8 protein-coding genes and 1 pseudogene are annotated in these 11531 nt (G+C 58.4%); 2 read left to right on the top strand and 7 right to left on the bottom strand.

All coding sequences use genetic code 11. From position 1 onward, the window contains the following. On the top strand, positions 1 to 891 hold an 891-nt coding region (locus ABWV23_RS17075; protein WP_353349866.1), incomplete at its 5' end, for an IS3 family transposase. Between the two features lie 19 nt (positions 892 to 910). On the opposite strand, the gene ABWV23_RS17070 is transcribed toward ABWV23_RS17075, so the two are convergent. From ABWV23_RS17070 to ABWV23_RS17050, 5 genes are all read right to left on the bottom strand, one after another. After that, positions 911 to 2647, bottom strand: a complete 1737-nt coding sequence (locus ABWV23_RS17070) for a ParB/RepB/Spo0J family partition protein (protein ID WP_502901667.1) — start codon at positions 2645 to 2647, stop codon at positions 911 to 913. Between the two features lie 106 nt (positions 2648 to 2753). Continuing rightward, on the bottom strand, positions 2754 to 3809 hold the full coding sequence (repC, locus tag ABWV23_RS17065; RefSeq protein ID WP_353349864.1) for a plasmid replication protein RepC: 1056 nt from the start codon (positions 3807 to 3809) through the stop codon (positions 2754 to 2756). Between the two features lie 240 nt (positions 3810 to 4049). Continuing rightward, positions 4050 to 5018: a plasmid partitioning protein RepB gene (gene repB, locus ABWV23_RS17060; protein WP_353349862.1), complete on the bottom strand. Its 969-nt coding sequence runs from the start codon at positions 5016 to 5018 to the stop codon at positions 4050 to 4052. After that, positions 5018 to 6217, bottom strand: coding sequence for a plasmid partitioning protein RepA (gene repA / locus ABWV23_RS17055; RefSeq protein WP_028288490.1), 1200 nt, complete (start codon positions 6215 to 6217; stop codon positions 5018 to 5020). The genes repB and repA overlap by 1 nt, the downstream gene beginning before the upstream one ends. Before the next feature lie 366 nt (positions 6218 to 6583). Further along, positions 6584 to 7465, bottom strand: coding sequence for a recombinase family protein (locus ABWV23_RS17050; protein WP_353349860.1), 882 nt, complete (start codon positions 7463 to 7465; stop codon positions 6584 to 6586). 226 nt (positions 7466 to 7691) lie between these two features. Here ABWV23_RS17050 and ABWV23_RS17045 point away from each other — a divergent pair, with 226 nt between their 5' ends. Next, entirely contained in the window at positions 7692 to 8759 is a 1068-nt protein-coding gene (locus tag ABWV23_RS17045) for a hypothetical protein (RefSeq protein WP_272009119.1), read from the top strand. Between the two features lie 434 nt (positions 8760 to 9193). Here ABWV23_RS17045 and ABWV23_RS17040 read toward each other — a convergent pair. Then, positions 9194 to 9556, bottom strand: a pseudogene (locus ABWV23_RS17040) (SDR family oxidoreductase); the annotation flags it as partial. Positions 9557 to 9594: 38 nt separating this feature from the next. After that, positions 9595 to 11406 carry a PHA/PHB synthase family protein gene (locus ABWV23_RS17035; RefSeq protein ID WP_105236338.1) on the bottom strand — a complete coding sequence of 604 codons (1812 nt, stop codon included), beginning with the start codon at positions 11404 to 11406 and terminating at the stop codon, positions 9595 to 9597. Positions 11407 to 11531: the final 125 nt, after the last annotated feature.

Genomic DNA, 11531 nt, shown 5'->3' with positions numbered 1-11531 from the left:
GAAGGCCACGGTGTTCTTCGCGAGCCAAAAGCCATGAGGTTTAGGTTCATCGAAGAGCACCAATCTGTGTTTTCCATCGGGCGGATGTGCCGTGTTATGGATGTCAGCCCGCGCGGTTTACGTGCATTCCGCAACCGCCCTGCCAGTCGCAGGCAGCGGTCCGATCTGGTCACCTTGGCGCACATCAAAGAACAGTCCCGGCTCAGTTTGGGCAGTTATGGTAGGCCACGCATGACGGAAGAACTCAAGGAGATCGGCCTGAAGGTGGGACACCGCCGCGTAGGCCGTTTGATGCGTCAGAACGGCATATCGGTCGTTCGAACACGCAAACACAAGGTCACGACAGATAGCGACCATAAATTCAATATCGCGCCGAACCTGCTGGATCGTGACTTCAAAGCTGATGCGCCAAACCAGAAGTGGGCCGGTGACATCAGCTATGTCTGGACCCGCGAAGGCTGGTTATATCTGGCCGTGATCCTGGACTTACATTCCAGGCGGGTCATCGGCTGGGCTGTCAGCAACCGCATGAAGCGCGATCTGGCGATCAGGGCTCTGAAGATGGCCATCGCCTTCAGGTCACCGCCCAAAGGCTGCATTCATCACACGGATCGTGGATCGCAATACTGTTCTCACGACTATCAGAAGATCCTGCGTCAACACGGCTTCAAGGTATCGATGAGTGGAAAAGGCAATTGCTATGACAACGCTGCGATTGAGACGTTCTTCAAAACGATCAAAGCTGAGCTGATCTGGCGACGGTCATGGGACACACGGCGGCAGGCTGAAATGGCGATCTTCGAATACATAAACGGGTTCTACAATCCACGTCGCCGCCACTCAGCATTGGGTTGGAAAAGCCCTGTCGCCTTCGAACGTAAGGTAGCTTAAACGAGCACTGGGAGCGGCATCAAACCGCGACAGGTCCATTGATCCCGAAGCTGAGGCAATGCGCGAGCAGCGACAGCCGGCTCGCCTGATCGAGGGAAGCCAGGTAGTCCCAGAGAGCGGCATCGTCGCCGAGCGGCAGGTCGGCCTCCCACTCCGCGTGACGATCGTCTACCAGCTTGGCCACCACGCTGTCCTTCAGATCGCTCGCCTGCGCGGACATGTAGACGTGCCGGACCGAGGCCTCGAGGCAGCTGCCCGCCGAACTGGACGTCCGGAAGGTGTCACCCACGAGCTTCAGGAGCAGCAGCGTCAGTGCGATGTCGGGGGAGCGCCCGACAGCTTCGCGCAGTGCCAATGTCCGGTGCGCCGTCAGCTCCATGACCAGCCGCTCGGGCAAGGGTTTCAACGCGCAATCGTCCTCGTCTTCGGTCACGTTCGCGCCAAGCGCCTGACCAGCAGAAGTAATTACCGTGCCGTGGCCGATACCATCCACATGGCTCCCCGTTGAAAGCTCAGCGCCCTGCCCGTCTTCCGCCTGTTCACCGCTGTGGACATCGGCGTCTTCCCGAGGCTCATCCTCGGGCCGGACAAAGCCCCGGTAGACGGCAAGCTCGCCATAGCGATCAAGCGTCACGAAAGCCCCTGCCCGCGCGATCTCCTCCGCGTCGAAGATCAGCGGCCGCGCCTCGAGGTTCTCCATCGCGACTTCCAGCTCGCCAAGCCGCGCGTCGATCTCATCGGGGAATTCATCCTGGCCCTCGCATTCCTCCTCGAGCGCCCGGTACTCGGCAAGCAGCCTGGCATGGGCCGCGCCTTCGTCATCCGTCATCGGCGCCGGGTCTCCGTTGAGTCGCCGCAAGCCGTGGCTGTAGCCATAGGGCAGATCGAGCGAGACCTCGATCCACTTCCAGCCCTCAGTTGCGATGGCTTCGGCTTCAGTCTGAAGCTTCTCGCTGACCAGACGATCCAGCAGGGCAGGGTCTTCCAGCCAGCCGCCGTCATCACCTTGGAAGAGGTCGTGCAGCATGGTGCCGCCGGCAGCCTCATAGGCCTCGACGCCGACAAAGACGGCACGACGATCGGAGGCCCGCACCGAGGTTTCCGTCAGCATCCGCCGGATCTGATAGGGCTCCTTGTTCCACGACGACTTGATCGCATCCCAGACCTGAACCTGACGCTCGAGATCCGGATTGACCGTGAAGGCCATCAGCTGCTCCAGCGTCATCTCGTCCTCGGCATAAAGCTCGAGCAGGGCAGGGGCCACGGCGGCGAGTTTCAGGCGCTGTTTGACCACCTGCGGCGTGACGAAGAAAGCGGCCGCGATCTCTTCATCGCCCTGACCCTTCTCTCGAAGCGCCACGAAGGCGCGGAACTGATCGAGCGGATGCAAGGCAGCGCGCTGCATGTTCTCAGCGAGCGAGTCGTCTTCGGCGAGGATGGTGGAATTGGCATCCCGAACGATGCAGGGAATGGGCGTGGTCTTGGCCAGGCGTTTCTGTTTCACCAGCAGAGACAGGGCCTGGAAGCGTCGGCCGCCAGCGGGGATTTCGAACTTGCCGGTCTCGGAACCATCATCCGCCAGAACTGGCCGGACGCTCAGGCTCTGCAGCAACCCGCGACGGGCGATGTCTTCGGCCAGTTCCTCGATGGAGATGCCGGCCTTGATGCGCCGAACGTTGGACTGGCTCAGCACGAGCTTGTCGAAGGGAATGTCCCGGGACGGGGACAGGGTGACTTTCTGGGCAGATTTCGCCATCAGATCTTCTCCACGACGGGCGCCGGAAGCCACTCTCCCGATCTCACTTCCCGTCACCCCTTTCACAGCCCATCTCTACCTCTCGACATGTCCACCGCGGTGGACATCACGCAGTTGCTGTCCCAGAACGAGAAAGCCTCTCCAACAACAGTGATGGGTTGAAGTCAGTTTCTCTGCGACCGAGCGTGATGCTGTGGAAATACGCTCCAAAGTCTCGGATGCGATTGCTCATCTGGAGAATTATGAAGATGGCGCATGATGCTTTTTGAGAGCCTATCTTCTTAGCAGCCTTTTCGAAGGTGCTTTCGTGGATTCCCATCATTGGAGCGAGCGTTCTCGCGTGGCTTTCGACATCGTGCCAGTTCCTAAGTGAGTTCGTTGCGAACGATGTAGCCTGGTCACAAACTGTTGTGAGCGTTTGCAGGGGAGGTGTTTGGCTGTTGGTCCCGCTTTCTAAATCTTTTTGTTCTTTTTCAGACTTAGAATGGTGGCGGACAGTTTGCCCGTCATTGGCGGGCAGTTTCATTGTTTCTGGTGCGTCCACCGCGGTGGACATCTGTTTGCATTGAGCCTCCAGCTCGCCGAGCAAAGTACGATACTCCGCGATCGAGAGCTTCCTCCGAAGAACTCGGCGTACCTGATGAGTGAGTTCGTTCTCGGGGTCAGCTTCGTCGATCTGAGCAAGTTTGGTTAGGATTTGCTTTCGCAAAAACACGCGATCCCGACGAGCGCTTTCCATCGCTTGGGCTGTCGCAAGTAGTTCGCCGGCACGCGCGAGCAACGGAGCCAGCGACAAGCCATAGCTAATGGACTGACCTTCGGAGGACTTCACTCGGTATCTCTTGCGATTTGGGCTGTCGTGGCGCTTCATGAAACCGAGTTCAACAAAGCGATCGATGTGCCTACGGAGGGTTCGTTCATCGATCCCGCCGACTCGACGGCAGATCTCGTCGTTGGAAGCGAAGACTGTGTCTCCATGCCCAGGCTTGAGAAAGCTCAGCATCGCTTGGAGCGTTTGAACATGTCCTGGACGGAGACCGAACAGGCTGCGAGTATCTCTGAGCGCGCGGAAGACTGCCCAGATGTCGGTTTCAGGTGTTGACGTGGCGGGGGTGCCCTTGCCGACGCCAAAGGTCTGAACGGAAAGCTTTGTGAATGCCATGTTTGTTGAACGACGACCGTTGCGGCCCACAGCTTCCCCGGCTCTTCCCGCTGTTTTTGGCGAGAAAAGGCAACAAAAAGACGTCCACCGAATCGGTGACTCTTGACCGGTATGTCGGAGATTGCTACATCACAGGTGCTAATCAGATGATGAGGGCTCTCCGGGGGAAACCTTGGGGGGCTCTTTTCTTTTTGGTCTTCGCCTTTCTCCTCTGCTCGTGTTTTTGGTTATGACCGGGGATCAGCTCCCCGAGCCTCTCTCATTCTGCCATTGTTCAAAAAGCTGTCGCAGCGTGGTTTCCGCGCGCTCTTCGAGCCATTGGCCGAATTCCGGGTTGTCCTTGCGGGTGATCTTGATAGCGATCGACTTGCCATCAACTGAAAGTGTGCCGACAGGGCTACCACTAATGTCCTTTACCACGGTCGTTTGGCCACGAGCGCTTTGGTTGGCTGCGCCACGCGCCTTGCTGGAGCAAGCAACATAGACGGCTTGAAACTTGTCCGAGCTTGGAGTGGTGTCAGGCAGAGAGGCAAGTGTCTCACGCGCAATGTCGACAAGCGGAACCTTCTCTGAAAGTGCAGCAAGATCACCCCATTGCCGTCGACCTACGCCATGAGCCGGGCCGATAAGTCGGACAAGTTCGTCAGGCAGCTGCTCGATGACTACACGATGGTTCGACACACCTTGCCGGGTGAGGCCTAGGGCATCCTGAATGACGCCAGGCTTGTAACCGGCCTCCTGCATCTCTTTGATAAAAAGAGATTTTTCAATGAAGGACGGATCCAGCCGCAGGTTGTTTTCCTGACCTTGCGCGATCAGAGAAGCATCATCATCGAGCGTTCGAACGATCGCTTTGACGGTTCCACCAACTCTTCGAATGGCTGCAAGTCTGCGACGCCCGTAGATGATGCGGTATCGATCCGGTTGGTCAGAGGGGCGAACCATGATCGGCACTTGCTGACCATGCTTGCGAATGCTTTCGGCGAGATCTTCAATGCTACTATCTTCCAGGATCAGGCGATCCCGGAGACCATCCATATCGATCCGCTCGGGTTCGATATCTCGGATTGAGTTGGCAGTGATTTCCCGGAGAGAATCCCGCAATCCGCCAACCGAGCCAGGTAGCTTCGAGGATTTGACCGGGGCAGGGGAGGGGGCTGCCGACTCTTTCTCGTCTTTCGGTGGCTGGTTGAAGATATTTCGAGCCATCAGCGACGCCCCCATGCCATTTGGATTGTCTGCTCCAGCTCATCGGCAACGCTGTTCACGCTGGTCAAAGCCCGATCAATGGTCTTCCGAATGAGCTGGCTCGGGTCTACCTCATAGATGGTTTGCTGAGTCATGCCGGCGTCAGAAATGGCTGTCGACTTCAGCATCGGTTCAGTCATGACTTGGCCCGCAAGGATTGAGCGCAGGTACCCGGCCATTTGCGTTTGTGGTCCGTCCGACGGCTCGTAGCGTGTGATCAGGAACTTTACGAAGTCCCAAGTGACATGTCGTCCAATCGCCTCTTCGACGGCTTTGACCGTTTCCGAAGCGAGTTTGAGGAACTGGCTCATCGAAGCGATGTCGAGCATGCCGGGGACGACCGTCACGAGTAAGCCCGTGGACGCTGCCAATGCTGTCAATGTCAGGAAGCCCAACTGCGGAGGGCAATCAATCAGCACGATGTCATAGTCTGAGTCGACTTCCTCTAGCGCCAGAGCAAGACGCTCTGCGAAAATCGGCTGAACCCTGCGCGCAAGGGCATTCGCTGTCTCGGTTTCGTACTCGGACAACATCAAGCCGGCCGGGACCATGTCGAGCTTGTGGAAGTATGTTTTCTGGATGACCTCCGAGAGCGGAACTTGATCATCGTATCTCAATGCGTCGTAGATTGTGCCGCCTTCGGCAAATTCGAGCTCAGGCCGGAAGCCGAAAAATGTCGTCAAACTGGCTTGTGGGTCGAGGTCCAGCACAAGCACGCGGTAGCCACGCAGGGCATACCTGTGTGCCAAATGGATCGTCGCTGTTGTCTTCGAGCTACCGCCTTTGAAATTCACGACCGAAATGACCTGAAGACGGTCGCCGTCTCGGCGGCCAGGTCTGTACGCGTCAGCATTTTTGCCTGTCCGCGCCAAAATGTTGCGGAGGTCGTCAACTTCTTCGGCTGTGTAGAACCTATGACCGCGACCGTCAGTGTGAACTTCTGGGAAGCTGCCATCTTTGTGGCGGTTGCGCAGGTTCGACGTACTAACGCGCAGCAACTCGGCGACCTCGGTCGAGCTGAAGCGGCGCAAGGACTTGCGTTCTTCTGGCTCGAACGCAACTTTCATCTGCCGGTCAAGCGACTCAGCAAGACTGTCTGCGAATGCTCCGATGTCAGAAGAGCCTATGCCTTGCGCGTAGCCCGTATTTCGATCATCCATGTTCTGCCGCCTCTCATGGCCTTTGCTAAGGCTCTTTGTCGTTCTGACGGTCGAAGCCGCGTCTGACGCGTTTTGCCGTCAGAACGGAAATGCCACGAACATCTGAGTCCGGCAAGAAGAATCTAGATGTAGTGGAAAATTTATCCACAGCACCAATTTGGTCGCGCGGGGCTTGCGCTAGATAACGCATTGATTACCAACGATAAAGACCGTGTCTGGCGCAGCCGATACCCTTCGAGGTATTTTCTGCTCGCGCGAACTAACCCCAAGGCTATGTTGGATATTTGCGTAGTTTTCGTCCAACTGAGGCGATGATTCTGGAAGATTTGGGCCAAGCGAACAGAGTGGTTTACCGACCATTAGCGCCTACAAAAGGCCGAGGCGCTCTGCCCGCTCCAGTAGCATTCTGACTGAGGAAGGCTGCCAGCTGGTGCGACCGCGAGGGGTGCGCTCACGCATGGATTCCAGTCGGTCGCAGATTGCCTGCAAGGTGATCTCGGGGTCAGCACCTTTGATTGCGGCGACAATCGCAGGCAGGCGATCGTCGGTTTCGCGACGTCCAGCGCGTCCAAGCACTTCAGCGGGCAGGAATCCGTCCGCCACGTATGCCTTCACGGCGCGGAGCAGGCGGCTTTGCGTCCAGCGCCGATCATGGGGCAGGGGGCCATTGATGATCCGCAGCACGTCTTCCCAAGCCATATCGGGGCGCAAACGGCGCACATGGGGCACCCAATCCTGCGCAGTTTCGTTCAAGCGCTCCATGTAGCCGTCCTGTCGCGCCAGCCGCACCTTGCGCAGCGCTTCAGGGTCCTTGGCGCGAAGACCTGGGTTGCCGCCGACGCGGCCCTTTGAGCGTGCCGACGCAAGTCCGGCTTTGGTACGCTCGCGGATCAGGGCGCGTTCGAACTCAGCCGCAGCGCCCAGAACCTGCAACGTGAACTTGCCCTGCGGTGAGGACGTGTCGATCGGGTCCTGGAGCGAGCGGAAGAAGGCACCCTTCGTCTCTAACCGCTCGATCACCTCGAGAAGGTGCGACAGAGACCGCGCGAGGCGGTCGATCCGCACGACAACCAGCGTGTCGTCCTTGCTGATACGCTCCAGCACGCGCGCAAGCACCGGCCGCGCACGATTGCCACCTGAGGCGTGCTCTTCGAAGATTTCTATGCAACCCGCAGCTTGCAAGGCCTCAGACTGGGGCAGGGGGGTCTGATCCTCGGTTGATACGCGCGCATAGCCTATGAGGGGCATGAAAACAGGCCGTTTGCAGTTTCATATATCACCAATAAACGACCGTTTGTAAACGAATGCAAGTAGGTGCTCTCTCGTCGCGCTCGTCCAAAAACCCTTGGTTTCCTTGCGCTGAACGCGATCTGAGAGGTTTCACCGGCAGTCGCGCGCGCATACTATATAAAGAGCGAAGGCAACCGCCACAAAATCACTTGGGTAATGTGCAAAAGAACAGTATTTTGCACATATGAAGACCCAAGCATCCGCCTTGACTGATGATTTCAATGACCCCCTCATCCCCATCGAGGAGGATGAAGAGGCTCACGAAGAGGATCTCTGGTTTCTGCCGGGACCATTCGAAGAAGAACCAGATGATTTGCCTCCCGGGCCGCGTGCAGAACCGCCGGACTCTGCCGTCATCGAAGACTGGGCAAAGGCAGAAGGCGTTCACGCTGCGCGACTGGCAAGAGTGGCTGGACGCCTGGGTGCTCTGGATGACAGGCTGCTGCGTGGCCCGGAAGGCTGGCGGCATCGCCTCGCTCTTATCGAGGCAGCGGACCTTAGCTGGTTCGCAGGGGATCGGGTGAGTTCTGATCGTCTGGCGCTTTGGATATCGATGCGGCTGTCAGGTGCACAGGATGACCCAAATGCACTGGCAAGAGTTGGATGGGCTGTTCGGCGTCTGACAGGCGGTCCCGGACCGAAGGCTGACTTGGCCGCCTTCCTGGATCGCCGCGATCCCGAGAACATTGAAGGCAGCGCTGAGCGTTTCGAAGATCGCGCGGGCGGATGGTTGGACGTAATGGCTGCAGCAGCCGAGCTCCACCCAATCACGCGGGCTTGCATGGGCTTTCATCTCTGGAACCTGGCCGGCCTCGGACAGCACGGCGGCCAGATGGAAGCCGCCGTCACCTCGTCCCGGATCGCGGCCAGCGATGGAAGTGGCGCCATCTTCGCACCGCTCGCCATGGGCGGGGCAGGGGGGCTGCGTGGTTCGGGCTTGCCGCCCGAACGTTTGGCCCGCTGGCTGGATGGGATGAACAGCGCAATTCTAACGGCGATGCGCCATCTAGATGGTACCCAAACATGGAGTTTTCGGGCGGAAGGAGCCATGTCTCAGCTTTCGGGCAGAACTCCGGCCGCTCTTCGGTCTGTGTTGACAGATTGGACTTTGGTGTCGGCCCCGATGGCGGAGGCCCTAACAGGCGCAAGTCGCGCGGCTGTTCAAAGGAACCTCGCATGGATGGAAGAGCGAGGCCTGATCCGAGAAGTGACGCAACAAGGGCGATTCAGAATGTGGCGGATCAAGGACTAGACCTTTGTGATCAGATCCAGCGACAGGGACCTTCTCGGTTCATTGAGGGAGGAGCGCTTGACGCCAATACTTACGTTCATCGATGCGGCCAAAGGGTCGTGGTTTGAACATCGACCTAAGTGTTTTGGTCAGAATCGCACTGTGTGATCCGGCAACGAGCTAAGGCAGGCTTTCGAAAAGATCCGGTGTGTCCTCGTCGCGCCGCCTGCTCAGACCCTCGCCAAGATGCAGGCAAGGGTGCTTAATTCGTGTCAGGCCTTTGCCACCCTCAAAATGGACCCACCCTCCTCTGGGCATGCCAACGCTTACGATCAGCGCCCCGCATATTGGACAAGTCCGCCTGAACGATGCGCCCCTCTTGCTTTCACGATCGCCCCGAACTGCCCAACCGCCGCGGACGGATACCGTGCGCCCTGACGACAGACGGCGGGTGTGAACGAGTGAACCGAGATGTCCATCGCTGCGCCAAAGCCTTCCCGCGAACAATCGACAACATTGCCGTGCAGGTCTTCCTTCGGACAATAGGCGACCGAGTGCAGGACGAAATCAAGCTGCCCCCAAGAGGAGGCAATGGCCTCGAACAGCGCATCCATGTCCGCGTCGGCTGTGACATCCAGCGGCATGAAGATTTCAGCGTCCAGCGCCTCGGCGACCGGTTGCACAAAGGGTCGCGCCCTTTCATTGAGGTAGGTAACTGCAAGTTCGGCCCCCTCCCGATGGAAAGCGCGCGCGCAGCCGCTGGCGATCGAATGTTCGTTTGCGATCCCGACCACGAGACCGCGTTTTCCGTCAAGCAAGCCCATCTCTGTTCTTCTCTTTGTTGTGCGGCAGGTGTCTATTTCTGATGAACGTAGGTTCCCGGCGCGTCGGCCAGGGCATTGCCCATGGCGGGCGGGGGGACAGGCTTGCCTGACCGTTCTTCAAGCCAGGACACCCATTCCAGCCACCACGAGCCATCCTTCTTCGGTGTTTGTGCGGCCCAGCTTTCGGGATCGACATAGCGGTCATCATGGCGTGTCGTGGCAATCTGATAGCTGCGGTTCTTGTGGCCGGGCTCCGAAACAATGCCGGCATTGTGCCCACCGCTGGTCAGCACGAAAGTCAGATCGGTATCGAGATAGAGATGCATCTTGTAGACCGATGGCCAGGGCGCCACGTGGTCCTTGACCGTGCCGACGGAAAACACCGGAACCCGGATGTCGGTCACCGAAATCGGACGTCCCTCGACGACGAAGCGCCCTTCGGTCAACTCGTTGTTCAGATAGAGCGACCGGAGGTATTCCGAATGCATCCGGAACGGCATCCGCGTGCCGTCCGCGTTCCAAGCCAGAAGGTCGAACATCGCCGGTTCGTCGCCCATCAGGTAGCTGTGAAGGATCCGCGACCAGACCAGATCCACGGAATTGATCATCTGGAAGGCCCCGGACATCTGCGTGGTGTCGAGATATCCCTGATCCCACATCATGTCTTCGAGGAAGGTCAATTGGCTTTCGTTGATGAACAGCTGCAACTCGCCCGGCTCGGTAAAGTCGATCTGCGAGGCGAAATAGCTCAGCGATGCGAACGGATCGCCGCCGTCGCGGCCGATGGCGGCGGCGGCGATGGACAGCAGCGTGCCGCCGAGGCAGTAGCCGACGCCGTGGATTTTCTGATCCGGCACAATGCCCTGCACCGCGCCGATTGCATCCATGACGCCCATCTTGCGGTAGTCGTCGAGCCCCAGATCGCGATCCTCGGCACCCGGATTGCGCCATGAGATCATGAAGACCGTATAGCCCTGGTCGACCAGGAACTTCACCATCGAGTTTTCGGGCGAGAGGTCGAGGATGTAGTATTTCATGATCCACGCCGGTACGATCAGGATGGGTTCCGGTCTGACCTTGTCAGTGGTCGGCGTGTATTGAATGAGCTCAATCAGATGGTTGCGATAGACCACTTTGCCGGGCGTCACGGCAACCTCGTGGCCGGGCCGGTAGGCTTCGGCCCCGGCTGGTGGCTTGTCGTTTTGCAGGCGGTCCAGATCGTCGAGCCAGTTCTGAAAGCCGCGCACCAGGTTCTGCCCGCCGTCCTCCAGGGTCTTTTCCTGCACTTCCGGATTGGTCAGAAAATAGTTCGACGGCGAAAACACATCGAGGAACTGCCGGGTTGCGAATTCCATGACGTTTTCGTGTTGTCTGGTGACGCCGCGTACGCCTGTTGTCGCGTTGTGCCACCATTGCTGATTGAGAAGGAAGGACTGGTAGAACAGGTTGTAAGGCCATTTCTGCCAGGCGTCCCCGCGGAACCTCCGGTCTTGCGGCAATGGCTCGATACAGGGAGCGGTTTCATCGCTGTTGACGGCGCACGTCGCCGCATAGCGTGCAAGCCGCATCCACTTTCGAAACGCCTTCTCCGACAATTCGAACTGCTTTCCGGGAGATGTTGCCAGATGCGCCAACCAGTCCAGATAGGCACCGGCGAGTGCCGCGGGCGACAGACCCATTGTAAATTTGCCCATCCGGGCTTTCAGCGCGCGATCCAAAAACTCAGGCAGATCGGTATCCGGAAATGGCTTATTGCCAGCTTCCTGTTTCGGCGAATCCAGAGGATCAGAGAAACCAAGTATTTTTCCGCCCGACCCGGCCTTGGCGCTAATCTCGTGGGGCATATTGGCGGCTTTGGGTATTGCATGGCCCATCGCTTGGCACCTTCTGTATGGTCCGCGCCGGTTTAGCGATGCCCGTTTAACGATCATTGATTTCGATCAAATCGCCAAAGTTGAATCGGCGTTAG

Source organism: Aquicoccus sp. SU-CL01552 (assembly GCF_040365005.1).
Taxonomy (GTDB): domain Bacteria; phylum Pseudomonadota; class Alphaproteobacteria; order Rhodobacterales; family Rhodobacteraceae; genus Antarcticimicrobium.
Note: the sequence above shows the minus strand (reverse complement) of the source record. Positions and strands in the feature narration are given on the sequence as shown.